The following is a 21646-nucleotide window of genomic DNA, read 5'->3' on the forward strand; positions in this document are numbered from 1 at the left end:
GGGACTGATCGCGATGGCTAGGGCTTGCTTGCAAGCAATTGCATGAATTTCCCGAATTCCGCGTCGTCCATATCCGTTACTACCGCGGCGTACTCGCCATCGAGTCTTGCGGTCCGGATCTCATAGCCTCGCATCCGCATCTCGCTTCGCATGCCCACCGGCAACGGTTGCGGAAAAACAAAGACATCGATGAGATGCTTGCCGTGTCGATAGACCAGGGTCGGTATCCGTGTATCGCCGACGTAGTCGATGCGCCCGCCGACCAGGGGAAAGCCTTGTGACGCATAGTCGTTGACGGTGGGCGACTCCGAGATCTTTCCCTCGAACCAGGGTTTGACCGTGTGGCTGTCCGTGGAGATGACATCCACCGGCGAAGTGGCCGCCAGGGCGCGCCAATGGCTGGCGAACAGATCCCGGGCGAACTGGTCCTGTGCCTGCATTTTCCCCTCGTGCCGATACCACAGGCTACTCATTCCCCCGCCGATGAGAAAGACGATCAGCCACGATGCGGCCACCGCCAGCCACGTACGCATGGCCGCTCCCCGGCGCACCGGCCGGGAAGCAGACACCAGGCCGTCGCGTATTTTCTCGCGCAGCGCATCGGGTGCCTTGAGCCGAATCGCGCCGTCACGCAACTGCGCTCTCACTGCATCCAGTCGGGACATGGCTTCCTGGCATTCCCGACAAGTATCGAGGTGCAGTTCGAATTCACGACTCGTGTCCGGGTCCAATTCCCCGTCGAAGTACAGCGGAAGAAGACCATGGGTCATCTCGCAGCTCATGCTCGACCTCCGTTACGTCCCTGGCTCAGGGTGATGGCCTTCACGAGCTTCTCGCGCCCCCTTGCCAGTCGGGACATGACCGTGCCAATGGGTATATGCAGCGTGTCGGAAATCTCACGATAGGAAAGCTCTTCGATTTCCCGCAATATCAGGACTTCACGAAATTCGCTCGGCAGCCTCCGCAAATGCTTCCGGAGATTCAGGCTCTCCTGCGCGAAAGATGCCCGACTCTCGACATCGTCGCTGTCGGTTTGCTGCAACCGGCGTAGTTCGGCACCGTCTCCGTGATCCGCTGTCATTCGATCGATGTCCACAAGGCGGATGTCGCGGCGTCGAACTTTGAGGCGAGCGAGGCAACAATTGCGGACGATGGTGAGCCACCAAGCCTTGGCGTTGCCGTCCACAAACGTGTCCGCGAAGCGCAACGCGCGCACAAAAGCATCTTGCACGGCGTCGGTGGCATCGGATTCATTGCCGAGAAGCCAGCGCGCAAGATTGTAGGCGGCGTCAAGATGACTCACCGCCAGGTCGCCAATGACGCTTTGTTGGTTCGAGGTGGCCATGGATCACGGTCTTTCGCGCGGCACCAGATGACTACTTGCGGACATGTACCACCCCCTTCATGAAGGGATGAACGGCACAGAAGTAGGCGTAGTCCCCCGGACGGGTAAATGTGTAGGAATAGCTGTCCCCGGTATCGAGGCCCTGGGACGAGAGTACGCCGCCCTTGTCTCTGCTCGTCACAGTATGAGGAATCTGGTCGCGGTTGATCCATGTCACCCTGGTGCCCAGCCTCACCGTCATGTCGCCGGGACTGAAAGCCATCCGGATGATCTCGACCACCTGCGGGGGCGTCGACGCCTCGGTCGGACACACGATGGTGAATGACAGCAACCAGGCAGTCACCCACCAGATGCCGTATCGCTTTGCGTTCGCCAGGATGCTGTTCTTGGTCATGTCTGTCTCGTTGAATGGGTGAAGCCGGATGCGGTCAGTGGTCGATCGGGGTGTCGATGAGCGCGAGACGTTGTTGCCCACGAATGACCGAGACCTGACGCGTGCCCAGCAGTTTGCCCAGCTCCCCGGGGGGTACGATCAGCGGACTCGGCTCGCCAAATCCGGCCTGCCCCGGGGTGGGTAGCGGATAGGCCAGCGACGCCGCGGTATGCAGCGCGACATGGCCTTCCACTTTCTGCATCACCTGGTGAATGTGGCCGTTGAGCACGGTCACCGAACCGAATGGACGCAGCAGGGCGAGCGCCGTACCGGCATCGGATGTGCCCCAGCCCCAGGGGGCCCAGATGGTCCACATCGGAATGTGCGCAAAGACCACGATCGGGGTGGAATGCGAAACGTTGGCGAGATCGGCCTTCAGCCACGCCAGCTGCTCGTCACCCAGCGCGGCCATCGTGCCCATCTTGAAATTCTGGACGTTGTTCAGGCCGATGAAGTGCACGCCGCCCTGGTTGTAGCTGTACCAGGCGCGACCGTGTCCGTCCGTATCGAAGAATTTCAGATAGCCATTCACTCCGTCATCGATCGCATCATGTTCTCCGGGAACGGTGTGCGTGCGGTCAACGTTGATTTCCTTGAATATCTCGCGCGCCTGGCCAAATTGCTGCGCACGCGACAGATGACTGATGTCACCGGTATGCACGACGAAGGCGGGGCGTTGCGGCAGGGCATTGATGTCCGCTATCGCGCGTCGCAAGCTGCCGATGACGTCGGGGTTGGCTTGCTTGTTGAAGCCCAGGTGCGTATCGCTGATCTGGACAAAGGTCAGGGAATGGGCAGGCGCGGACTGGAGGGTGCCGTTGGATGTCATCCCCAAGGCACGGGGGACGCCGCCCGCCACGTTCCACAGAATCGCGGCTCCCGTCCAGGCGGCCAGACAGCCCAGCGCCTTTCGGCGACTCCCATCGTGCCCGGGATCGTCGGGATTGAACTCGCTCATGACTGCCTTCCTGATGATGGACTCAGGTACTTAATCACCCGGGGCAGGCTTTTATTCCCGACAACGTGTCCGGACCTCCGCCGGATCGGGCGGCGGATCCAACCCGCTGCGACCGACCGCTGCGAGTCGAAAGAGGACCTGGCAAGCCGGCCAGGCGCGGGCCCGATCGCCGGTCCCCCGGCGGAATACAGGCCGCCATGCATCGCGCCGCGAGCCGCGCCGTTCATTGCTGTCATCCCCTGTCAGCAGTGGTCGCAGAGAGAGGGACCGCATAGTGGACTTCGTCCGGGCTGCGGGCATCATTGGCTTCCCCACCCCCGCCACGACTGCGCTCATGTCATCACGTCCCACCGTTGCTCCGGTCGCGCTCGCGGTCGGCGTGCTGTTGATCAGCATGGTCTCGTATCAATGCGGCGCATCGCTGGCCGTGCACCTGTTCCCGCAGGTCGGCGCCCAGGGCGCAACCGCCTATCGGCTGGGGATCAGCGCGCTGATCCTGCTGCTGTGGCGCCGGCCGTGGCGCCGCTCGGGCAGCGGACGCGACCGGCGCGCGCTGTGGGGATACGGCCTGTCGATGGGGGCAATGAACATGGTGTTCTACCTGTCGTTGCGCACGATTCCCCTGGGCATCGCGGTGGCGCTGGAATTCACCGGCCCGCTGGCGCTCGCGCTGTGCGGTTCACGCCGGCCGGTCGACTTCGTCTGGATTGCGCTGGTGGTGGCCGGGCTATGCCTGCTGCTGCCGCTGCGCGAGCAGGTGCATGCGCTCGATCCGGTCGGGGTGATGTATGCGCTGGCCGCCGGCGTGGGCTGGGCGCTGTACATCGTGCTGGGGAAGAAGGCGGGGATGGCGTACGGCGGGGATGCGGTCACGCTGGGCACGTCGATCGGTGCCTTGCTGGCGATCCCGTTCGGCGTCGCGCATGCGGGTAGTGCGCTGCTGTCGCCGGCACTGCTGCCGTATGCGGTGGGTGTAGCCGTGCTCAGCTCGGCGCTGCCGTATTCGCTGGAAATGGTCGCACTGACGCGGCTACCTGCGCGCACATTCGGCACCCTGTTGAGCCTGGAGCCGGCCATCGCGGCGCTGGCCGGCATGGCGTTGCTGGGTGAGCGGCTGAGCCCGCTGCAGTGGACGGCCATCGCGGCGATCATCGTGGCAGCAGCCGGTACCGCCTTGAGCGTGAACCGTCCCGCGCTGACCGAACCGCTGGCAAACTGAGCGAAGCCATCAAAGCGATGCCCCTGGAAAGAGGATGAAGGAAGTCAATTCGGATTGACTTCCCTCGTTCCCGCCTCTGACCCAGGCGTTCTCAGCAGGAGACCCTCATTGGATCCAGCCGCGGGAATCAGGGAAACCTCAGGGTCAGAGTCGATTTTCTGATGAGAACAACACGACCGACCGACGCGCCAACTCACTGACGCAGACCGTCCACAGCCTGCTTTTCGGCAAAGCTCGGGAGATCGGCGCAACGAGGCATGCCCCGTCGGTGGCTTTCTCCAGCCAGTCGACCAGCCAGTCGACGATCCTGCCGTTGAGCGCTTCCTGCATGGCGATATGGATCATCGAGGTGCAGGAAACCGGGTACGCCTGTCGGGCGCGCCATGAAAAGGCGATCCCCTTGCGAGGGGATCGCCATGCTGAACCGGAGAGATCACTCAGCTGTAGCGCCGGCGCAGACCCACGAACAATCCCGTCAGCAACAGGCCGAGTCCGAACATGCCCAACTCGGCCGGTTCCGGCACGACCTCCGTAAACGTGGTAGTACAGGGCGTGCCACCTTGTGCCCTTCCCGTACCCGACACGATCCAGCCACTGCAGCCACCGATAATCCCCTGTACGTGCGCTGCCGATAGCCAGTCGCTTTCGTTGAGTACAAACGGGTCCCCGGTCAAAGCACTCGCGAACGTAAGGTCATAGACCACCGAATCGCCGCTCTCGAACCGGTTGCCCGATGACCAGCCGAAGGCAAGATTGAATACGCCGGGTACAGGACCGGAGTTGAAACCGCCCGCGTTCCAAGCTGCACCGTTATCCGCACAGGTCCCCGACGTGCAATCGATTCCGGTGATCGTCTGGCTGAGATAGAAGGTCCAACCAATGGTGGATTTCTTGCTGTTCAAACCCTGCAGAAAATCCGAGCCATACGTGTTCGAAATCAATGTCAGCGTTCCCGAATGAGAACCCTGCTCCGACGTGAACGTGGCTGTCAGCCATGGGGCCGCACCGTCTGGAATGTTGCCAGCAAAAACCGTGTCGAGGTCTATGGTGGCGCTTATCGAAGGAACGGCGAGCGCGGGCATCGACACGATGGCCGCCAGCGCCAAACCACTCAGAACCAGTAATCTTTTCATGAGGATTACTCTTGTGCCGTTTGCTTCATGCGGGTGGAGGCGGACATCCGTGTTTTGCCCCGCGTCTTTGGTCTTGATCCGTAACTCAACTCGGTACCCTTTAAAGAAAGCAAATATTGCGCCAACTCACCAAGACTATGTTTTTATTAAATAATTAATTTTCGATTTGGTTGAAATTTGGCTAAAACCGTGAGGAGTGTAAAATTTCCCGACACTTTCCTGATATCGCAAAACGCGCCCTTTCGAAGACATCTACCGGCAACACGGCGATACCACGCGACTTACGACCGGTCGATCCGTCGCTATTGCGTTTGGATCACCTGTCATCACCCGGATCTATACTCGCGCCGGCATGTCGGCAAACGTCAGACTTGCTGCCTCGGACCAAGCCGACCTGATCGTGAGTTGACTCACACCCGTCAGAGGAGGATCCGGATATGAGCACCCGCTACCCAGGCACGCTGTGTATTGCCTCGTTGCTGTTGTATGCCACGGTCATGCCTTCGGCCGCTCGCGCCGATACCGACGCCTGCACGGTGTTGACGGCGGCCCAGGTCGGCTCGGCCATTGGCGGTTCCGTTACCGCCGGAACGCACGTCACACCGACCTTCGTGAGGACCTGCACCTGGAATGCATCCGGCAGCTCGAGCGTGAAATTCGTGACGCTCTACCTGCAGACTGCCGCGGCGTACGACGGCGGCAAGCGGATGGCCGCCGAGATGGCCGTCGCGGGCGCGGGGGTGAAGCCTGCCTCCGGCGGCGACGACGCGTACTACTTCGTTGCGGGGAACCAGGTCGGACTGCTGGTCAAGAAAGGCAGCGCCTCGTTCAAGGTCACGGTGTACGCGACGATTCCGCTCGAGCAGAAGGAAGCGATGGAGCTGACCCTGGCGAAGGAAGCCCTCGCGAAACTCTGACGCGGCACGCGCGCCCCCCGATCAAGGAGACATCGAATGAACCTGACAGCCAGTTCCGTCCAGCTGATTATTTTCATCTGTGCCATTGTCGTCGCGGCGAGCGCGCTGACCGGTGTGGTGCTGCTCGCTGCGATGAGACGCGACTTGAACCACGCGCTCCGCCCCTCCGACCGGGCGCGCATCGGTCGACTGGAAGCACAGACGCGCGCCAATGACCGCCTGATCGAGAGCCCGAGGGGTCGAGAAGCGCTGGTCGAGTTCTTTGCTTCGGAAATCCATGTTTCCGCCTTCCTTCGCGAAGCGGAGGAAGAGATCGAAAGGGCAAGTTCCGCCGAGGAGGTACGCGCTGCCCTCGAGCGAATGAAGCGCGAGGATAAAAAGCGCTGGTGGAGCATGGAGTCCCTGAAACGTGGCGCCAAGGCGGTCGGCGAAAAGCTGTTCGACAAAGCCAACGATTTCATCAAGCCCTATCTTGGCGGCGGGAGTTGAGGAGAACCAGGCCTGACCATCGTGCCTCGGCGGAGGCGACTAACGCGGCACCGCGGTGCGGAAGTCCGTGCTGTCGAACGTGGTGTTCTGGTCGATCTTGCCGGTGAGGAAGCCGGCGCCCAGCGGGCTGAAGCAGACGAAGCCGATGCCGAGTTCTTCCAGCGTCGGCAGGATCTCCTGCTCCGGTCTGCGCCACCACAACGAGTACTCACTCTGCACCGCGGCCACCGGCTGCACCGCATGAGCCCGGCGGATGCTGCCGACGCCCGCCTCGGAGAGACCGAAGTGGCCGACCTTGCCCGCGGCGATCAGGTCCCTGACCGCGCCGGCCACGTCCTCCGTCGGCACGCCGGGGTCGACGCGATGCTGATAGAACAGATCGATGCGTTCGGTCCTGAGCCGGTTCAGCGCTGCCTCGGCCACCGCCTTGATGTACTCGGAACGGCTGTTGACGCCGCCGCGCCGTTCACCGGTCTGCAGGTCGATGTCGAAGCCGAACTTGGTCGCGATCACGGTCCGCTCGCGCACCGGCGCCAGCGCCTCGCCCACCAGCTCCTCGTTGGCAAGCTGACCCGCACCACGCGCAACGTGGCGCCCACCGAGGCGGGCGAACGCCTGTTCGACTCGCTGACGCCGAACTTCGAGGACATCGATGCCGCGCTCGCCAGCCTCGGCGACCTACGCGACAAACCCGGCGGCACCATCCGCATCAACACCGGCGAACATGCCGCCACCACGATCCTGTGGCCGGCGTTGCGCAAACTGCTGCCGGAGTATCCGGACATCCGGGTCGAGGTGATCAGCGACTCCACCCTGACCGATATCGTGGCGGGCCGTTTCGACGCGGGCATCCGCCTGGGCGAGCAGGTGGCGCAGGACATGATCGCCGTGCCGATCGGTCCGCCGATGCGCATGGCGGTGGTCGGCGCGCCGGACTACCTGGCCTCGCGCCCCGCGGTGAAGACGCCGCGCGACCTCACCGGCCACGACTGCATCAACATCCGCTTCCTCACCCACGGCGGCCTGTATTCGTGGGAGTTCGAAAAGAACGGCCACGCGCTCAACGTGCGCGTGGAAGGGCGGCTGGCCTTCAACGACGTGCGCCAGATCCTCACCGCCGCGCTCGACGGCTTCGGCCTGGCCTACCTGCCCGAGGACCGGGTGCTCTCGTACATCGCCGAGGGCCGCTTGAAACGCCTGCTGGCGAACTGGTGCCCGCCCTTCCCCGGCTACCACCTCTACTACCCCAGCCGACGCCAGCCGTCACCCGCGTTCTCGCTGCTGGTGGAGGCACTGCGTCGCGGAGGCTGAGGCCGCCGATCACGCAAACCCTCGCATTGCGGATCGACGGCCGACTCGGGCCTGTTCGAGCCATGACCACGCTCAGCCGATGGCCGCGCCGAACCACCGTGGCAACTGCCCGAGCAGATCCTGCCGATCTTCGCCGACCCACGCCACGTGACCGTCCGGCCGCAACAGCACGGCGGGGACATCCAGTTCCGCGCTGGCGTCGACGACGTGGTCGACCCGATCCGACCAGCCGTCCACCGCAAGCCGGCCGGTCGGATCGAGCAGCAGCCCGCGGCCACCATGCATCAGCGCGTAGAGCCGACCCCGCTTCAACGTCACGTCCCGCAGCCGCCGACCGAGCAGTTCATGGCCCTCGCCGAAGTCGTAGCGGATGCCGATCGCGGTGATCTTCTCGATCAGGAAGCGGTTCACCTCCTCGAAATCCATCAGGTCCGAGACCAGCCGCCGTACTGCCCGGGAACCGGGGTCGAGGGACGTCAACGCCATCTGCGCGCGGGTGTTGTCCAGCACGTCGGCGGCTACCGGGTGCCGTTCGCTGTGGTAGCTGTCCAGCAACCCCTCCGGCGCCCAGCCGTTGACCTCGGCGGCCAGTTTCCAGCCCAGGTTGAACGCGTCCTGGATGCCGAGATTCAGTCCCTGCCCACCGATCGGCGGGTGGATGTGCGCCGCGTCGCCGGCCAGCAGCACCCGGCCGATCCGGTAGCACTCGGCCTGCCGGGTGGCGTCGCCGAAGCGGGAAAGCCAGCGCGGCGAGTGGGCGCCGAAGTCGCTGCCGGCGATCTCCCGCAGCTGCTGCTTCAGCTCGTCCAGGGTCGGCGGGACCCTGCGGTCCCTGGCCACCCCGGCGGCGGGCACGACGACGCGGTAGACCCCGTCCCCGAGCGGCATGGCGCCGAACCGCTTCTGGGTCTTGCGGACTTCGGCATTCACGGCGTTGATCGTCTCCGTCGACGCGGTCAGCTCCACCTCGCCCAACAGCGTGTCGACCCGGGTGGGCTCGCCGGGAAAGGCGACGCCGAGGAGCTTGCGCACCGTGCTGCGGCCGCCGTCGCAGCCAACCAGGTAGCGCGCGCGCAGCCGCGTGCGGTCGGCCAGCTCGGCAGTGACCCCTTGCTCGTCCTGGCGCAGCCCGACCAGTTCGCAGCCACGCCGCATCTCGACGCCGAGTTCGGCGGCATGCTCGGTCAGCAGGCGCTCGGTGAGGGTCTGCGGGATGCCCAGGACGTACGGATGTGCGGTGTCGAGCCGCTCGGGCGGCGGCTTTGCAATGCCGGCGAAGAAACCACCGACGGGGTACTTCGTACCGAGCGCGAGGAATCGCTCCAGCAGGCCGCGCTGGTCCATCAACTCGATGCTGCGTGCGTGCAGGCCAAGCGCGCGGACCACCCTGGTCGGCTGCGCCGCTTTCTCCAGCACCAGCGCGTGCACACCATGCAGTCGTAGCTCGCAGGCCAGCATCAAGCCGGTCGGTCCGCCACCGGCAATGATCACATCGATCATCGCCACCCCCGGTGCGTCGAAAGCCCCGACCGTTCCACCACCCATTCGAGCTCACCGCACGCGCCGCCCGTTGAATACATCACACGCATCTCCCCGCTCCCGTGTCCGCTGGTTCCAGCCTCGGCCGGCGATCCTGCCGCAGGATCCGGGTCTTGCCGCAAGCCCCGTGGCGGGCTATATATTGAAAACGGGATGAGTGAGTCCGCCTTGTTCCCTGCCGACGACGGAGCGATCGGGTTCCACCCCGGCGCGCAATTCAGTCGGGAAGCCCGGGGAAAACCACCACGCTCTGCGCCGGCAACTTGCTCATGCAGACCTCGAACAGGCGACTGCCCAACCACACCGCCAGCCACGCTCGCAGCGCGGGCAACGCCTGCCCGGCAAACCACGGCGGTTCCACCGCGGCGAACTGGCGCACGAACGGAAAGATCGCCAGGTCCGTCGCGCAGGGCGCAACGCCACCGAGATACGGCTGCTGTTGCAACCGATCCTCCAGCGGCACCAGCAAGGTCGCCACGGCATGCGCGCGGTGCGTCTCGCGCGAACGCGTTTCGTCCGGGTAGCGCCCGGGATACTTGTAGCGGTCCAGCTGATGCTTGAAGTCGCCGTCGTTACACTGCAGCAGCTCGAGGTTCCGCGCGGATTGCGCCCTGCTCCACCAGCCGTCGCGATCGTTCCCGGCCCATGCCCATTGCATGATGTCCCAGCTCTCCTGCAGCACCCGTCCATCGGGCAACTGCAGTACCGGCACCGTGCCCTTGGGCGACAGCGCGAGCATCGCGGCGGGCTTGTCGCGCAGGTCGACCTCGAACGCATGGAACGCCCGCCCCGCCCGAAGCAGGGCCATGCGAGCGCGCATCGCATAAGGACAGCGGCGGTAGCTGTAGAGCAACGGCATGGGAGGGAGATTGGCGACGCGCATGAAATGGAAGTGACTCTTGCGTTGCGGGACCGATGCGCCCGGCCAGGGTAAAGCGGACGCAAGCCATTATCCGGCAAGGGGGACGCATCGATCGTCTGCGTCCCTTGATCGAAAACGAGCGCCTTCACGCCAGCGTCCGGGACACCGTGGTTCCATGCGTACTGCAGAACTCGGCGTTGAGCGTCCACTGCAGGTTCACACCGGTTTGAACGACGCCAGCGCAAGCAGGCGACATCACTCGTGCCAAATGGAGTTCACATGATCAAGCGCATTCTTCCCCTGTTGATTGGCCTGTCGATTGGCGGCGTCGCCCTCGCGCAGGAAATGCCGGCTACCACGCAGTCGGCGACCAGCACCACCCAGACCACCACCACGGTGACCTCGTGGAAGACCCAGCCACCCACGGGCGCGTTGAGCGAGGAAACCATCAAGGGAGCGATCGCCAGTGCCGGCTACAAGGAAGTCAAAGGCCTGGAGTTCGAGGACGGCGTATGGCGCAGCAAGGCCCGCGGCGGCAACAAGAACTGGGTGAAGCTCTCGGTCGGACCGGTCAACGGCAAGGTCTATCCCGCCGATGCGCCATCCAGGCTCAACAAGGACGAGGTCAGCGCCAAGCTCGCCGCCGCCGGCTACCTGAACGTCGATGACGTGGAGTTCAAAGAGGGCCTGTGGGCCGCCGAGGCCAAGACGGCGCAGGGAACCGACGTCGAGCTGTTGGTCGATCCGGACGATGGCAGCGTCGTGGCCAAATCGCACGATTGACCCATCGGATGGGCGATGAGGTTACGAAGAAGCCCGGCGCGTCCATCGCGTCGGGCTTCTTCGTTGGGCCACGCGCGGAAGGGCGACGGAGCCGGTCGCGCTTTCGGGATGGACGCAAAGCGATCCGGGTGGCTTCCATTGCTCGCGCTTTTTCTCCGCCACGCCACCCGGGTCAGCGCGTCGACTTCTCCGGCTGCGCATCCACCGCGTGCTTCACCGCGGCCACGAACTCGCGCCGCGCGGCCATCAACGCATCGGACGTCGCATGCGGCCACGCACCCACCTGGGCGATCACCAGCTGGCGCGAAGGATCGACGTAGACCAGCTGGCCGAAGATGCCGATCGCGGCATAGCTGCCGTCGCTGTCAGTCCACCACAGATAGCCGTAGCCACGGCCGGGCTCATCGACATTTTCCTGGCGGCGCAGTGCACCGTCGAGCCACGCCCTGGCGACCACCGGCCTGCCCGCGATGCGACCGCCATCGAGCATGAATTGCCCCAGCCGCGCGTAGTCGCCCAGCGTGGCCGACAGGCCGCTGCCGCCGGTGTCGCTGCCATCGCATTCGTCCTTGATCCAGTACGCATCGGACGCCATGCCGTACGGCTTCCAGATCGTCTGCGACAGGTAGGCCACCAATGAGCGGTGCGTGGCCCGTTGCACCAGGATGCCGAGCAGATCGGTTTCCGCGGTGTTGTAGTTCCAGTGCGTGCCGGCCGGCCATTGCCGCGGCTGTTTCGCCAGGTACGACAGCACGTGCGCCTGGCCATCGACGCAGGCGCCGAGATACATCTGCGCCACATCCGACTTCGCGTCGGCATAGTCCTCGTTCCAGTGCACGCCCGACGTCATCGTCAGCAGCTGCTGCACCGTGACGTCGGCATAGGCGCTGTCGCGCAATTCCGGGATGTAGGTACCCAGCGTGTCGTCCATGCCGTGGATGTCGCCCCGCTGCAGCGCGATCCCCAGCAAGGTGGAGGTGACCGACTTGGCCACCGAGAACGACTCCCAGCGCTGCGCCGGCCCGAAGCCCAGCGCATAACGCTGCAGGCGGACACGACCGTGCTGCAGCACCATCACCCCGGCGATGTGGCGCGGGCCCATGTAGCGGGCCAGCACACCCTCACCCAGCGTCAGCGGCCGGCCCGGCGGCAATGCATGGACATGTGTGCCGTGCGCGGCACGGTCACTGGGGAACCGCCGGTACATCCGCCGGAACTGCGCCTCGCGCTGCGCCTGCGGCCAGAACAGCACCGCCTCGCGTTGCTGGCCGATGGTCGGCGCATGCGGCTCGCGGGCTGTCGATGGCAGCGCGACCGCGAGGCACAGTACGGCGACCAGCAGGCGGCTGCGGATTCCTGGATACATGGCGTTGCGCGTCGGGTAGTGGCGGGATCCCGATGGTACCGTCCGGGAGGCCCCGATGCCTTCGGCGCCGAGCCGGATGGGTCGATCCCGAACGCCACTGGCGGCCGCCGGACGCGCACAAAGAAAACGCGGCCTCGTCGAGTGGACGAGGCCGCGCCTGTCAGTGGAGCATCGATCGTTTCAGCATCGGTGCCCGGAGCCCGTGCGACAGGTCACGGGCTAGGGATGCCCGCTGCCGTCCCGATGGTCGTCTTTCTGGCCCTTGTCCTTGTCCTTGTCAGTCCGGCCCTTCCTGTCCTTGTTGTCGGCACCGCGGGCGTTCCGTGCGGGCTGCGAACGTTGCTGCTGGGCTCTCCGCTGCTGTTGCCGCTGAACATCCTGCTGCTGGCGGCCTCGCAGCTGCTGTTGCTGCTCGACACTCTGCTGCTGCCGAGCCTTCTGCTGCTGTTGCAGCTGGACATCCTGCTGCTGCCGGCCTCGCAGTTGCTGTTGCTGCCGAACATCCTGCTGCTGCCGGGCATTCCGCTCTTGCCGCTGCTGAACATCCTGCTGCTGCCGGCCTCGCAGTTGCTGTTGCTGCTGCCGATCGTCCTGTTGTTGCCGCTGCTGCCGATCGTCCTGTTGTTGCCGCTGCTGCTGCCGGCCATGCGATTCCGCGCCACGGCGACGCTGATCGAGAATCTGCCGGCTCACCGATTCGCGTGGCCGGTAGCGATAGCTGCGGGACTCGATCGAGCGCTGCTGGTCGAGCTGGCGGGGATAACGGTTGCCGCTGTAATGCCGTTGATAGGCGGGCAACGGCGCGGCCCTGGGCACGGAGCGACGGTCCCAGCGATCCCATCCGCTGCGCTGCCGTTCCCAGTCGCGACCCCAGTGATCGCCCCAGCGCGGGGCGGCATCGTAACGCCAGCCGCGGAAGTAGACCGGTGGGCGGCGGTAGTAGCGCACCGGTACGCGCAGCACGAACAACGGTACATAGGCGGGCGGAACCAGATCCCACGGACCGTCGTACCAGGTGCTCGAATACCAGTTGTCGTCCCAGAAGACCCAGTACAGGCCATCGTAGAAGAAGTAGTTCGCATCCACTCGCGGGTCGTAATAAACCGGATAGCCCGGAATGCGCACCAGCGTCGGATATGTCGACATCACGAACCCGAGGCTGACGCCGCGGTTTCCGATGCTGATGCTCAGCTGGGACTGGGCCTGAGCCTGGCTGGAGATCGCCGGACCGATGAGTATCACCATGAAAAGAATCAAGTAACGCATCGTCTTAACTCCCATTGGATCAGTCGTTGCCGCCGTCACCTCACAACCACCGCATTTGCCTGTGGCTGCCGTTTCGGCAGGGACAGGGCACAGCCAGCGTGAACCGCCGCCGGAGCGGCCGACTTGATCATCATCAATTACTCGCGCGACGGTGGCGTGAGCGTGGGCGGTCGCCATCGGGCGTTTCCGCCGGCGGCGGGCGCCGATTTCACGTGGCAGTGCGACCAGCTCCACGGCGGCACAACGAATTTGCGGCTCCGGCTCGCGCCGGCCCCGGCTGATCCGGGGGTGGGCATACCCGCCGGGCGACAACGCCGCCGAACGTGCGCCGCCACCAGCCAGGCAACAGCGGCAGATGCACGTTCAGCTACCGGTCGGCCACGCCCGGGCAGATCTCAGGGCGAGGATTGCTCGGCCTGCTCGAGAAACAGGCTCTGCAGCTCGCCGGCAAGATCCCGGCCACCGTAAGTCAGGCGAAAACGGGAGTTCGCGTCATTCATGGAACAGGCGCCGTCGATGATGCCCAGTACGTTGGCGGTGGCATCGATGGCCACCTGACGGGTCAGCTCCAGCAACACTTCCCGCTGCTCCGGGGTCAGCTCGCCGAAAAGTGTCAGCACGCGCTTCCAGTAGGGATCCGACGCCTGGTCGGCGCGCGTATTGAAAAGCAGGTCACGGTAGGTCGCCGTGCTCACCTCCACGACGGCGGCGTGCAGCTGCGATACGAAATCCTGCGGCGATATGTCGGCCATCGTCTTCATCCCGCCGCTGTACGGCTTGGCAGATGCCGCCATGCCATGGAAAAGTGAACCATGGCCGCTCGGGGCGGCGGACCCGATCCGAAGCGTAGCGGAACGGCGCCGATCCGGCGGCATGCTTACGCTTGGGGAAGGCTCTTTTCCGACGACCTCGATTACCATGGGCCGACACAGGGGGAACCACACATGACTGACGCGCAAGTCCGCCTCTGGCTCGGTCCGCTCGCCGCGGTGCTGCTTTTCACGGGGATGTTCGCGGTCGGCCTGATGATTCCCGGCTACAGCCACGTCCGCCAGACGGTCAGCGAACTGGGAGAAGTCGGTTCCCCGGGAAGGCTCGCCTTCAGCGTCCTGCTTCTGCTCGTCGCGGCCTGCCTGATCGTGTTCGCCACCGGCGCCGCCGCCACGCTGCGGGCGGCCGGCTGTTCCACCCTGCCCGCCGGCCTCGTGGGGGCCATGGCGATTTCCGCCGCGGGGGTGGGCGTTTTTGCGTTCCCGCAGCCGCTGCACAACGTCTTCGGCCTGTCCGAACTGGTGGGCTACCAGGCGCCGCTGGCGGCCGCGCTGGTCGGCCGATCCGTGCCACGCACCCGGCCGATACGGACGTTTTCGTTCGTCATGTACGCGCTCGTCCTGCTCGCCCTCGCCGCCAACATGACGACCCTGCACCGGCACGGCGATCTCTGGCTTCACATCCAGCCCGTCTACGGCGTGGTGCAGCGGCTGCTGTTCGCGGCCTGGTTCTGCTGGTGCGCGGGATATGCCGTGCTGCTGATGCGGATACGGCGGCTCGGCTGACCGTCTCGCAGCGCCCCGCAGCAGCGTGATTCCCACGCAGGGGAGAGAGGAGACAGCCCCTTCGGCTCACGTCCCTTCGTCTTGGCTTCCGCGGTCAGGGTTGCCGCGTCACCCACAGGTTCATCTCAGGCCAGTCAATCTGAAACCCACGCCACCGGCCGCCCGACGCACCTGTGGTCACAAACCCTTCACCCCCGCCGCGCGGGCAGGAAGCGGCTGTTGCGCAGCAGTCCCGCCGAGATCAGCGACACCAGCACGCCGACCGGGAAGATCTCCACGAACGTCATCGGCAGGCGGTACATCGGGTTCGCGTACTGGACCTTGAATGCATCCATGTCGGCGCTCAGCTTCGCCAGCGCCTCGGCGCTGGCGCCCTTCGCCTTCTCGCTCGCGATGATCGCCTGCGCATAGGAGCTGGCGAAATCCATGTGGGTCATCGCCTGCACCGCTTCCCATGCGGCCACATAGAAGATCCCGGCGATGAAGCTCACGCCCAGCCCGACGCCGAGCGCCGGCCAGAAGCCGATCACCCCGCCCCGGTCGACGTCCCGGTGCCGCTTGATTCCCACGAACACCGCGCTCAGCGCGATCAGCATGGTCGTGTAGCCGATCAGCATGCCGTACTTCAACGGAGGCATGCCGGAGAAGGCGACGAAGGTGACGAGCTCGAAGCCGCCGACGACCAGGCCCGCGATCACGCCGTACTTCAGGATGGTCCGCAACATGGTGTGACTCCTCAATGGAAGGCAGGGTCGCCATTGACCGCGATCCGGTTCCGTCCGGCAATCGCCCGAACGGGTGATTCTGCTGCTTTCACCCCGAATACGGCCGCCTCAGGGCACGATCCCCAGCTCGCGCGCCCGCCGGATCGCCTCGGTGCGCCGCTTCGCGCCCAGCTTCTCGAACAGCCGCGCCACGTGCGTCTTGACCGTGTTCGGCGAAACGTGGAGGTGCGCGGCGATCTCCTTGTTGGAGCGGCCGGCGACCAGCTCGTGCAGTACCTGCAGCTCCCGCTTGCTCAGGCCCAGTGCCGCCTGCGCCTTCGGGTTGCCGTCGAACGCGACCGGTGGCGGCGCGGCGAAGACCCGCACGCCCAGCACGATGCCCAGCACCAGGAAGGCAGCCGCCACCAGGAACAGGTAGATGTCGCCCGAATGCGTCCGCGCCAGGCGCTGGTAGTCGAGCCACTGCAGCGCCAGCGTGCCCGCCGCCAGCAGCGCCCCGTAGCCGACCACCCGCTTCCACATCGCCGCCTCCGCTCGTCCCATGCGCGTCATCTTAGCGCTGCTCCGAGGGCGGCAACGGGAACAGTTTGCTCATCCCGGAGGCCGCGAGAACAGGGGCCGGAATTTGTTCCCGACACCCTTTCTTCTTTTCACCCGAGAGGAGCCATCACCGGCTGCCGATCGTCGTCTTTGATCCATCGCTCGGTGCATGGCCCTGCGCCGAGAAGCGCTCCCGGTACTGCATCGGACCGATGCCGAGCCGGCGTTGAAACGCGCGGCGCAGGCTCTGCTCGTTCGCGTAGCCGGCGCGGGTAGCGAGGGTCTTCAGCGGTAGCGCGGTCTCCTCCAGTGCGCGGCAGGCGACTTCCATGCGCATCGCTTCCACCGTCCGGGCCGGAGTGCGGCCGTGCGCGTCGGCGTAGGCGCGGGCGAACGTGCGCGGCGACATGCCGGCCTGTTCGGCAAGGCGTCCGATGCTGAGGTCGTCGGCGAGGTGCGCGGCGATCCACACATGCAGGTCGGCGAACTTGCCGGTCGCGTCCGACTGCGCCGCCAGCGGAACGCTGAATTGCGACTGCCCGCCCGAGCGTTTGATGAACATCACGAGTTGCCGCGCGGTTTCGATGGCGACGCGGTGACCGTAGTCTTCCTCGATCAGCGCCAGCGTGAGGTCGATGCCCGCACTGACGCCCGCCGACGTCCACACCGGGCCGTCCTGGATGAAGATCCGGTCGCCATCGACCTGGATGGCGGGATGCAGCTTTTCCAGTCGCGCGACCCAGTCCCAATGCGTGGCCACGCGTCGCCCGTCCAGCATGCCGGCCGCGGCGAGCAGAAACGCACCGGTACACACCGAGCACAGCCGGCGCACGTGCGGTGCGCGAAGCGCGATCCACGCCACCAGCCGCGGCGGCGCGCACATCTCGTCGCCCTTGCAGCCGCCCGGCGCGATGAGCGTGTCGATCGGCATGTCGTGCAGCGCGGACAGCGGTACCGTCATGATCGGCAGTCCCGCGCTGGTGCCGACCAGCCCGCCATCGACGGAGGCGACGATCGTTTCGTACAAGGCCGGCTCGTGGCGGGAAAAGAGCTTGCTCGCGGTGGACAACGCCTGCAGCGGGCCGGCCAGGTCGAGCAGGTTCATCTGCTCATGCGCCAGCAGCACGACCCGGCGCGTTTTACGGGTGGCGACCGGGGTCATTTCCTGAAACCCGGGTATTCGAAATCCAGCGTGACGCCATAGGCGGTCGAGCGACCATAGCGTTCCGCGATGCCGGCCAGCGCCTTGTCGAGCATGCGCGCCGAGGGCGTGGCGTCGAACGGGGGCAGCACCCGATCGACCGGATCCGCGCCGCCGACGATGCGGTCCGGCAACAGCATCAGTCCGTGCCGCGTGGGCAGCGGCGCGTCCGAGGCGGACAACGCATAGGCATGGCTGCGACCGGTGCGCGAGTACGCGTCGGCGATGAGCGCCAGCGCGATCTCATCCACGCCCGCCGCGACGGGCACGCCGATGCTCTGCATCGCATGCAGGCGCGCATTGCTGTAGGTCGTGCGTACGAACGCCATCAGGTTGACCCCGAATCGTGGCCGGAACACGTCGCTGTCATGGACCGTGCTCCAGTCGGAAACGCCGAGTTCGTTCGCCAGCGCGGCGGCACGGTCGTGGCCGGCGATCGCTTCGACCAGCGCGATCGAAACGGGGATGGACGCGCTGATGCCGGCGCTGGAGACGATCCGGCCGTCCGCCACATAGCGGACGTTTTTCACCCAGTCGACGTCGGGATAGGCCTTCGCCCGCAGCGCCTGGGTGGCCCAGTGCGCGGTGGCGCGATGCCCCTTCATCAGTCCCGTGTTCGCCACCACCAGCGCACCATCGCAGATGCTGACGATGGTGCCGCCCTTCGCGCCCTGCGCCGCGATCCATGCCAACAGCACCGGGTCGTCGCGTTTGACCACCGCGGGCACGATCACGTAGTCGGCGCCCTCGGGATAGTCCGCGTCGAACGCCGCGATGGTGGCTTGCGGCTGCAGGCGCAACGCGGGCCGCATGGTGATCGGGCCCGGCCGCGTCGCGACCGCAATCGTTTTCGCGACACCGGATTGTTTCAAGACGCCGTAGGGAATCACGTAGTCGGTAAGCTCGGTGCCACTGTTCTCGCCGACGACGGCGATCACCGGTTGCGCACGGCCGAATCTTGCACGGTAAGGCGCGATCTTCCCCGCTGGCGACGCGACCGGCGCCGCGGCGATACGCGTTGGCGAGGGCGCCGGCCGACCTGCCGCTGTCGAAACGGCCGGCACAAGCAGCGCTGCAACCGCAGCGACAAGCACGGAACGAACGGTGATGTTCATGAGGTTTCCCATGGCGAAGGGCGGATGCCCGGGAGCCATTGTCAGAGAACGCCTCGTGGCAGGAAGGACATAAAACGTGCATTTACTGCCAATCGGAAAGGGAACGGAGGAAGTCCATTCGACTCGACTTCCTCGGTCCCGATTTCGCGCAGATCGCCGCGAACATCAACCGCTGGACGCAAGCGCCGCGCGAAAGGCGCGACCCAGGATCTTCCGCCAGGCATGGGCGATGACTTGCCTGGCGTCGCGGGTGATGAGGTCGCCGTGGGAGAGGATCACGCGCTCGAAGTCCCACTGCAGGATACGCATCAGACACTGGCGCACGAGCGCCTTGTCACCCCAGCCCAGCCGGTACTCGGGCGCCGGGCCGGGCGTGTTCCACATCCCGATCATCCGGAACAGGAACCGCAGAAGCCCATTGGTATTCGGCGTGGCCGCCGTGACGTTCTCGACCAGGTCGACGAGGATCAGCGTCTTGCTGGCGTGGTGGAAGAGCGCGACCTCACGCATCACGCGCGGTCCCTGAGAAGCACCTGTGACAGCTCACCCTGCCACAGTGCCGGCGCCTCGTCGCCGAGGACCTCGTCAAAGGTGAGCTCCTTCGCCCGCTGCTCGACGCCAGGGCAGATGCAGGTCACCGCCTGGGGAAACACCTGCTGACACGAACGCACGTGGAGCCAGTGGAAATTGCCCGGCGCGATGATCGCCGCGACCGGCCCCAGCGCCGCCACCTCGGCGGTCAACGCCTCGTCGAACGGACATGGGGAATGGATCAGGATCTCGCCGCTGCGCAGCTTGATCACCGTCATCCGCGCGTTGATCCGCGCCCCACCCAGGGATACGGCATAGGCCCGAAGCCACAGCGCGCCGGGAACGAAGACCTCGAGAGAACCAGCCACAGCACTGCCTCCAAGCATGGGTGCCCTAATGGAGCGGACATTACTCTTCCAGAAATTGTCCCTGACACCTTTTTCGGCGTTAGTGTCGGGGTGCCGGTAATCGATCCGGGCCATTCAAACGCTACCGCGACTGCCTCTGAACTGCCCCTGACACCATTTCCCATTCGTCCCAGTCAGCTTTCCGGGCACCTGCCGGCTCAAGGGCAGTGCCCGCCGTTGAGGGCGCTGTCCGCATCGCACTTCAAGCTCTTGCCCAGCGGGCTCAGTGCCCCCTGGATCACGCCGGCACAACGGATTTCCGCTGCCTTGCCGTCCGCGGTACTGACCTGCACGCCCGCCGTGCGGTGACCATCCTCGGTGTAGTCGAACAAGGTGTAATCGGCAGCGCCATGGCTGAAACTGATTTCGGTACGTTCGACCTGGTAGCGGCTGTAATGGGCGTAGGCGAACTGCTGCGCTCCCTGCGCCGCATCATCCGGAAACGCCAGCTCCACATGCCCCGCCTTGCCATAGCGATACTGCAGCGCGGATGGCAGGGCGCCGCACAGGCTGATCGTCTTGTGCCGCGCCGTCTGGCAACTCAGGTACGTGGCCTGCGGCGCTTCGCACAACGAGCCGGAGACGGGCTGCGTCGCACAGGCGCTGCACGAGGCCAGCGCGAGCAGCGGCAAGCCGATCCTGCAGCGGAGAGTACGGTGAATCACTTCGAGACCCCCTTGGCGAACTTGTCGTAGGCGTTCTTCAACTTGCTGTCGTAATCGTTCTTCTTGTAGCCCTTGCCGTTATACGCCTTGGCGAAAGCAGCCCAGTCCTTCTTTTCGAGCGCCTTGTGCAGCCCCTTGTTGGCCGATACGAAGCTGGCGAACGCCTGCAGGTGTGCCGCTTCGGTACGCGCCAGCGCCAACACGAACTCCTGTACCGAAACGAATCCGGCATCCCGGTAGTTGCTGCCCATGATCTGGAAACGCCCCCAGGATGCGGATTCGAGCGCAGCCGCGGCATCGAGTACATAGGCCCTTTCCAGCTTGCCGTACTGCGCGGAAAACTTTCCGTACCCGCCCGCCAGACTGTTGGATATGTCGGGATGGCGCTTGTCGTAACGCCCCTGCGTCAATCGGTGGAAGTAATGCCGCTCGAACAGGATGCGCGGCCGCCCATAGTCGTCGAAAGCCGAACCCGCCGTCTCCACCTCGGCCACCGCCTGGATGGCAGCCACTTCCACACCCAGCAGTGCGGCGGCATCGGCATAGTCCTGGGCGCTGATCCCGCGCTTCGGGTTGAGACACATGCGAAACAGGAACGACACATCCGGCGCCGGCGTGGGCAAGCTCCCGGCCAGGCACACACCGGCTCCCATGCCGCTGATAGCAAACCCCGCCGTGGGGAAAAGCATGGGCGACGCTGCCAGCGGCGAGCGGAACACGCTCGATGCGGGCACGCCTGAAAACAGCATCGGCTGCCCGCCTCCCCGCATCGCCATTTGTTCGCCCCACAAGGTCGGACCGGGAATCCGGAAGTTCGCCATGGCCATCATCCCCGTTCACATACGTGTGGTTCCGCCATCATACGCGGTGCGAGTGCTCTCGAAAGACCGTACCAATGCAATCACAACATTGGATGGCGGGACTGAAGGCGTGGAAGGCCTCGAATGAAGGTGTCAGGGACAATTCAGGCGCTACGCGCGGCTGCCTCCAAATTGTTCCTGACACCTTTTCGCCAGCGTCTTGGCGACGGTGGCTTGGCTCTGCCCTCCCTCGACCAGGCCCACCGCCTCTCGCTTGAATTCGAGCGTATAGCGCGCCCGTATTGCTTTCGTCATGTTGTTCTCCTTGCGTGGATTGAATCACACGGCAAGGGATACATTTTTCGGGGGCAAGGTCACTCCACTTGGATCGCCGCGTCGACAGCCCTCGGAGTCAACGGACCAGTATTAATTACCTCCGTCCCCTTTAATTACATGCAAGAAAAGCCCCGCGACGCGGGGCTGTC

General features: G+C 65.1%; 27 protein-coding genes and 1 pseudogene. 7 read left to right on the forward strand and 21 right to left on the reverse strand.

Annotated features, from left to right (window positions below):
* Nucleotides 1-17 precede the first annotated feature (17 nt).
* From ACFPPA_RS10745 to ACFPPA_RS10760, 4 genes are read right to left on the reverse strand one after another with little or no spacing between them, the layout of a single operon-like run.
* On the reverse strand, nucleotides 18-782 hold the full coding sequence (locus ACFPPA_RS10745; RefSeq protein ID WP_377319761.1) for an anti-sigma factor family protein: 765 nt from the start codon (nucleotides 780-782) through the stop codon (nucleotides 18-20).
* Entirely contained in the window at nucleotides 779-1345 is a 567-nt protein-coding gene (locus tag ACFPPA_RS10750; protein ID WP_377319762.1) for a sigma-70 family RNA polymerase sigma factor, read from the reverse strand. The genes ACFPPA_RS10745 and ACFPPA_RS10750 overlap by 4 nt, the downstream gene beginning before the upstream one ends.
* A 31-nt stretch (nucleotides 1346-1376) precedes the next feature.
* The gene (locus tag ACFPPA_RS10755) at nucleotides 1377-1739 is read right to left on the reverse strand and encodes a cupredoxin domain-containing protein (RefSeq protein ID WP_377319763.1); all 363 of its coding nucleotides are present in this window, start codon (nucleotides 1737-1739) and stop codon (nucleotides 1377-1379) included.
* A 34-nt stretch (nucleotides 1740-1773) separates the two neighbouring features.
* Nucleotides 1774-2637, reverse strand: a complete 864-nt coding sequence (locus ACFPPA_RS10760) for a metallophosphoesterase family protein (RefSeq protein WP_377319764.1) — start codon at nucleotides 2635-2637, stop codon at nucleotides 1774-1776.
* 433 nt (nucleotides 2638-3070) lie between these two features.
* Here ACFPPA_RS10760 and ACFPPA_RS10765 point away from each other — a divergent pair, with 433 nt between their 5' ends.
* Nucleotides 3071-3955: an EamA family transporter gene (locus ACFPPA_RS10765; RefSeq protein ID WP_377319765.1), complete on the forward strand. Its 885-nt coding sequence runs from the start codon at nucleotides 3071-3073 to the stop codon at nucleotides 3953-3955.
* A gap of 144 nt (nucleotides 3956-4099) precedes the next feature.
* Here ACFPPA_RS10765 and ACFPPA_RS10770 read toward each other — a convergent pair whose 3' ends face one another.
* On the reverse strand, nucleotides 4100-4300 hold the full coding sequence (locus tag ACFPPA_RS10770; protein WP_377319766.1) for a hypothetical protein: 201 nt from the start codon (nucleotides 4298-4300) through the stop codon (nucleotides 4100-4102).
* Between the two features lie 92 nt (nucleotides 4301-4392).
* Entirely contained in the window at nucleotides 4393-5088 is a 696-nt protein-coding gene (locus tag ACFPPA_RS10775; protein ID WP_377319767.1) for a PEP-CTERM sorting domain-containing protein, read from the reverse strand.
* A 437-nt stretch (nucleotides 5089-5525) separates the two neighbouring features.
* On the opposite strand from ACFPPA_RS10775, the gene ACFPPA_RS10780 reads away from it, so the two are divergent.
* Together ACFPPA_RS10780 and ACFPPA_RS10785 are read left to right on the forward strand one after the other, a co-directional pair.
* Complete coding sequence (locus ACFPPA_RS10780; RefSeq protein WP_377319768.1) at nucleotides 5526-6005, forward strand: hypothetical protein; 480 nt, start codon at nucleotides 5526-5528, stop codon at nucleotides 6003-6005.
* Nucleotides 6006-6041: 36 nt separating this feature from the next.
* Nucleotides 6042-6494: a hypothetical protein gene (locus tag ACFPPA_RS10785; protein WP_377319769.1), complete on the forward strand. Its 453-nt coding sequence runs from the start codon at nucleotides 6042-6044 to the stop codon at nucleotides 6492-6494.
* A gap of 42 nt (nucleotides 6495-6536) precedes the next feature.
* Here the strand turns inward: ACFPPA_RS10785 and ACFPPA_RS10790 are convergent.
* Nucleotides 6537-7148: pseudogene (locus tag ACFPPA_RS10790) on the reverse strand (aldo/keto reductase); the annotation flags it as partial.
* Here ACFPPA_RS10790 and ACFPPA_RS10795 point away from each other — a divergent pair.
* Nucleotides 7083-7805 (forward strand): LysR substrate-binding domain-containing protein, encoded by a 723-nt coding sequence (locus tag ACFPPA_RS10795; protein ID WP_377319770.1) that lies wholly within the window; start codon nucleotides 7083-7085, stop codon nucleotides 7803-7805. The pseudogene ACFPPA_RS10790 and the gene ACFPPA_RS10795 overlap by 66 nt on opposite strands.
* Nucleotides 7806-7877: 72 nt before the next feature.
* Here the strand turns inward: ACFPPA_RS10795 and rox are convergent, their stop codons facing one another.
* Together rox and ACFPPA_RS10805 are read right to left on the reverse strand one after the other, a co-directional pair.
* Nucleotides 7878-9305, reverse strand: coding sequence for a rifampin monooxygenase (rox, locus tag ACFPPA_RS10800; RefSeq protein ID WP_377319771.1), 1428 nt, complete (start codon nucleotides 9303-9305; stop codon nucleotides 7878-7880).
* 256 nt (nucleotides 9306-9561) lie between these two features.
* Nucleotides 9562-10227, reverse strand: coding sequence for a glutathione S-transferase (locus ACFPPA_RS10805; RefSeq protein ID WP_377319772.1), 666 nt, complete (start codon nucleotides 10225-10227; stop codon nucleotides 9562-9564).
* A 258-nt stretch (nucleotides 10228-10485) separates the two neighbouring features.
* Between ACFPPA_RS10805 and ACFPPA_RS10810 the strand changes: the two genes are divergently transcribed.
* Nucleotides 10486-10989: a PepSY domain-containing protein gene (locus ACFPPA_RS10810; RefSeq protein ID WP_377319773.1), complete on the forward strand. Its 504-nt coding sequence runs from the start codon at nucleotides 10486-10488 to the stop codon at nucleotides 10987-10989.
* A gap of 172 nt (nucleotides 10990-11161) precedes the next feature.
* On the opposite strand, the gene ACFPPA_RS10815 is transcribed toward ACFPPA_RS10810, so the two are convergent.
* From ACFPPA_RS10815 to ACFPPA_RS10825, 3 genes are all read right to left on the reverse strand, one after another.
* Nucleotides 11162-12355 carry a serine hydrolase domain-containing protein gene (locus ACFPPA_RS10815; protein WP_377319774.1) on the reverse strand — a complete coding sequence of 398 codons (1194 nt, stop codon included), beginning with the start codon at nucleotides 12353-12355 and terminating at the stop codon, nucleotides 11162-11164.
* A 219-nt stretch (nucleotides 12356-12574) separates the two neighbouring features.
* Nucleotides 12575-13621, reverse strand: a complete 1047-nt coding sequence (locus tag ACFPPA_RS10820) for a hypothetical protein (RefSeq protein ID WP_377319775.1) — start codon at nucleotides 13619-13621, stop codon at nucleotides 12575-12577.
* A 395-nt stretch (nucleotides 13622-14016) separates the two neighbouring features.
* Nucleotides 14017-14373, reverse strand: a complete 357-nt coding sequence (locus ACFPPA_RS10825; protein ID WP_377319776.1) for a hypothetical protein — start codon at nucleotides 14371-14373, stop codon at nucleotides 14017-14019.
* Between the two features lie 192 nt (nucleotides 14374-14565).
* Between ACFPPA_RS10825 and ACFPPA_RS10830 the strand changes: the two genes are divergently transcribed.
* Complete coding sequence (locus ACFPPA_RS10830; protein ID WP_377319777.1) at nucleotides 14566-15177, forward strand: DUF998 domain-containing protein; 612 nt, start codon at nucleotides 14566-14568, stop codon at nucleotides 15175-15177.
* Nucleotides 15178-15365: 188 nt separating this feature from the next.
* Here the strand turns inward: ACFPPA_RS10830 and ACFPPA_RS10835 are convergent, their stop codons facing one another.
* From ACFPPA_RS10835 to ACFPPA_RS10870, 8 genes are all read right to left on the reverse strand, one after another.
* Nucleotides 15366-15902, reverse strand: coding sequence for a DUF4199 domain-containing protein (locus ACFPPA_RS10835; protein WP_377319778.1), 537 nt, complete (start codon nucleotides 15900-15902; stop codon nucleotides 15366-15368).
* Nucleotides 15903-16010: 108 nt separating this feature from the next.
* Complete coding sequence (locus ACFPPA_RS10840; protein WP_377319779.1) at nucleotides 16011-16445, reverse strand: response regulator transcription factor; 435 nt, start codon at nucleotides 16443-16445, stop codon at nucleotides 16011-16013.
* Between the two features lie 124 nt (nucleotides 16446-16569).
* Nucleotides 16570-17604 carry a GlxA family transcriptional regulator gene (locus tag ACFPPA_RS10845; RefSeq protein ID WP_377319780.1) on the reverse strand — a complete coding sequence of 345 codons (1035 nt, stop codon included), beginning with the start codon at nucleotides 17602-17604 and terminating at the stop codon, nucleotides 16570-16572.
* Complete coding sequence (locus ACFPPA_RS10850; protein ID WP_377319781.1) at nucleotides 17601-18581, reverse strand: DJ-1/PfpI family protein; 981 nt, start codon at nucleotides 18579-18581, stop codon at nucleotides 17601-17603. The genes ACFPPA_RS10845 and ACFPPA_RS10850 overlap by 4 nt, the downstream gene beginning before the upstream one ends.
* A gap of 342 nt (nucleotides 18582-18923) precedes the next feature.
* Nucleotides 18924-19268 carry a hypothetical protein gene (locus ACFPPA_RS10855; protein WP_377319782.1) on the reverse strand — a complete coding sequence of 115 codons (345 nt, stop codon included), beginning with the start codon at nucleotides 19266-19268 and terminating at the stop codon, nucleotides 18924-18926.
* Nucleotides 19268-19771 carry a DUF4336 domain-containing protein gene (locus ACFPPA_RS10860; protein WP_377319783.1) on the reverse strand — a complete coding sequence of 168 codons (504 nt, stop codon included), beginning with the start codon at nucleotides 19769-19771 and terminating at the stop codon, nucleotides 19268-19270. The genes ACFPPA_RS10855 and ACFPPA_RS10860 overlap by 1 nt, the downstream gene beginning before the upstream one ends.
* Nucleotides 19772-19854: 83 nt before the next feature.
* Nucleotides 19855-20328 carry a hypothetical protein gene (locus tag ACFPPA_RS10865; protein ID WP_377319784.1) on the reverse strand — a complete coding sequence of 158 codons (474 nt, stop codon included), beginning with the start codon at nucleotides 20326-20328 and terminating at the stop codon, nucleotides 19855-19857.
* Nucleotides 20329-20357: 29 nt separating this feature from the next.
* Nucleotides 20358-21050 carry an N-acetylmuramidase family protein gene (locus ACFPPA_RS10870; protein ID WP_377319785.1) on the reverse strand — a complete coding sequence of 231 codons (693 nt, stop codon included), beginning with the start codon at nucleotides 21048-21050 and terminating at the stop codon, nucleotides 20358-20360.
* Here ACFPPA_RS10870 and ACFPPA_RS10875 point away from each other — a divergent pair.
* The gene (locus ACFPPA_RS10875; protein ID WP_377319786.1) at nucleotides 21049-21309 is read left to right on the forward strand and encodes a hypothetical protein; all 261 of its coding nucleotides are present in this window, start codon (nucleotides 21049-21051) and stop codon (nucleotides 21307-21309) included. The genes ACFPPA_RS10870 and ACFPPA_RS10875 overlap by 2 nt on opposite strands.
* Nucleotides 21310-21332: 23 nt before the next feature.
* Here ACFPPA_RS10875 and ACFPPA_RS10880 read toward each other — a convergent pair whose 3' ends face one another.
* The gene (locus tag ACFPPA_RS10880) at nucleotides 21333-21476 is read right to left on the reverse strand and encodes a hypothetical protein (RefSeq protein ID WP_377319787.1); all 144 of its coding nucleotides are present in this window, start codon (nucleotides 21474-21476) and stop codon (nucleotides 21333-21335) included.
* Between the last annotated feature and the right edge of the window lie 170 nt (nucleotides 21477-21646).

The sequence above is a fragment of the Rhodanobacter ginsengisoli genome (assembly GCF_042657065.1).
Classification (GTDB): Bacteria; Pseudomonadota; Gammaproteobacteria; order Xanthomonadales; family Rhodanobacteraceae; genus Rhodanobacter; species Rhodanobacter ginsengisoli.

What these genes read in the sequence shown, in the direction of transcription:
- ACFPPA_RS10830 (WP_377319777.1), top strand. Translation starts at nt 14,566, where the DNA reads ATGACTGACGCGCAAGTCCGCCTCTGGCTCGGTCCGCTCGCCGCGGTG.
- ACFPPA_RS10845 (WP_377319780.1), bottom strand. Translation starts at nt 17,604, where the DNA reads ATGACCCCGGTCGCCACCCGTAAAACGCGCCGGGTCGTGCTGCTGGCG.
- ACFPPA_RS10755 (WP_377319763.1), bottom strand. Translation starts at nt 1,739, where the DNA reads ATGACCAAGAACAGCATCCTGGCGAACGCAAAGCGATACGGCATCTGG.
- ACFPPA_RS10835 (WP_377319778.1), bottom strand. Translation starts at nt 15,902, where the DNA reads ATGTTGCGGACCATCCTGAAGTACGGCGTGATCGCGGGCCTGGTCGTC.
- ACFPPA_RS10875 (WP_377319786.1), top strand. Translation starts at nt 21,049, where the DNA reads ATGGGCGACGCTGCCAGCGGCGAGCGGAACACGCTCGATGCGGGCACG.
- ACFPPA_RS10785 (WP_377319769.1), top strand. Translation starts at nt 6,042, where the DNA reads ATGAACCTGACAGCCAGTTCCGTCCAGCTGATTATTTTCATCTGTGCC.
- ACFPPA_RS10825 (WP_377319776.1), bottom strand. Translation starts at nt 14,373, where the DNA reads ATGGCCGACATATCGCCGCAGGATTTCGTATCGCAGCTGCACGCCGCC.
- ACFPPA_RS10815 (WP_377319774.1), bottom strand. Translation starts at nt 12,355, where the DNA reads ATGTATCCAGGAATCCGCAGCCGCCTGCTGGTCGCCGTACTGTGCCTC.
- ACFPPA_RS10860 (WP_377319783.1), bottom strand. Translation starts at nt 19,771, where the DNA reads ATGGCCCGGATCGATTACCGGCACCCCGACACTAACGCCGAAAAAGGT.
- ACFPPA_RS10855 (WP_377319782.1), bottom strand. Translation starts at nt 19,268, where the DNA reads ATGCGTGAGGTCGCGCTCTTCCACCACGCCAGCAAGACGCTGATCCTC.
- rox (WP_377319771.1), bottom strand. Translation starts at nt 9,305, where the DNA reads ATGATCGATGTGATCATTGCCGGTGGCGGACCGACCGGCTTGATGCTG.
- ACFPPA_RS10765 (WP_377319765.1), top strand. Translation starts at nt 3,071, where the DNA reads ATGTCATCACGTCCCACCGTTGCTCCGGTCGCGCTCGCGGTCGGCGTG.
- ACFPPA_RS10840 (WP_377319779.1), bottom strand. Translation starts at nt 16,445, where the DNA reads ATGGGACGAGCGGAGGCGGCGATGTGGAAGCGGGTGGTCGGCTACGGG.
- ACFPPA_RS10870 (WP_377319785.1), bottom strand. Translation starts at nt 21,050, where the DNA reads ATGCTTTTCCCCACGGCGGGGTTTGCTATCAGCGGCATGGGAGCCGGT.
- ACFPPA_RS10880 (WP_377319787.1), bottom strand. Translation starts at nt 21,476, where the DNA reads ATGACGAAAGCAATACGGGCGCGCTATACGCTCGAATTCAAGCGAGAG.
- ACFPPA_RS10750 (WP_377319762.1), bottom strand. Translation starts at nt 1,345, where the DNA reads ATGGCCACCTCGAACCAACAAAGCGTCATTGGCGACCTGGCGGTGAGT.
- ACFPPA_RS10780 (WP_377319768.1), top strand. Translation starts at nt 5,526, where the DNA reads ATGAGCACCCGCTACCCAGGCACGCTGTGTATTGCCTCGTTGCTGTTG.
- ACFPPA_RS10805 (WP_377319772.1), bottom strand. Translation starts at nt 10,227, where the DNA reads ATGCGCGTCGCCAATCTCCCTCCCATGCCGTTGCTCTACAGCTACCGC.
- ACFPPA_RS10810 (WP_377319773.1), top strand. Translation starts at nt 10,486, where the DNA reads ATGATCAAGCGCATTCTTCCCCTGTTGATTGGCCTGTCGATTGGCGGC.
- ACFPPA_RS10820 (WP_377319775.1), bottom strand. Translation starts at nt 13,621, where the DNA reads ATGCGTTACTTGATTCTTTTCATGGTGATACTCATCGGTCCGGCGATC.
- ACFPPA_RS10745 (WP_377319761.1), bottom strand. Translation starts at nt 782, where the DNA reads ATGAGCTGCGAGATGACCCATGGTCTTCTTCCGCTGTACTTCGACGGG.
- ACFPPA_RS10775 (WP_377319767.1), bottom strand. Translation starts at nt 5,088, where the DNA reads ATGAAAAGATTACTGGTTCTGAGTGGTTTGGCGCTGGCGGCCATCGTG.
- ACFPPA_RS10770 (WP_377319766.1), bottom strand. Translation starts at nt 4,300, where the DNA reads ATGATCCATATCGCCATGCAGGAAGCGCTCAACGGCAGGATCGTCGAC.